This is a genomic window from Bacillus sp. SIMBA_154, assembly GCF_046536015.1.
Classification (GTDB): Bacteria; Bacillota; Bacilli; order Bacillales; family Bacillaceae; genus Bacillus; species Bacillus pumilus_P.
Genome location: NZ_JAWJBV010000532.1, coordinates 1 through 246, shown reverse-complemented (window position 1 = coordinate 246; position 246 = coordinate 1). Strand labels below are relative to the sequence as shown.

Below are 246 nucleotides of genomic sequence, written 5' to 3'. Positions count from 1 at the left end.
AGTAAATCTTCATCCAGACCGCAAACAGCCTCTTCACCGAGGTAAGGGTCCACGGCGCCCTCATTGATTTTGTGGATGAGATGCTGACTCTTCGTGATGCCGCCCATCTCTTTCACCCAGTACGTTCGAGCTGCGCTTGAGCCTCCGTCTGGCGAGCGGTAAATATTGAGAAGTTTCTGACTCGTCAAGACCACTTCCGCCACGACCGTCCGATCCACCACTCCGATGCCGCCACACACTTCACAG

General features: G+C 54.9%; 1 protein-coding gene. It reads right to left on the bottom strand.

Translation table 11 applies throughout. The annotated features are described in order from the left end of the window. The coding region (locus R0K30_RS23045; protein ID WP_410613304.1) for a hypothetical protein at positions 1 to 221 on the bottom strand (221 nt) is incomplete at its 3' end. Positions 222 to 246 lie beyond the last annotated feature (25 nt).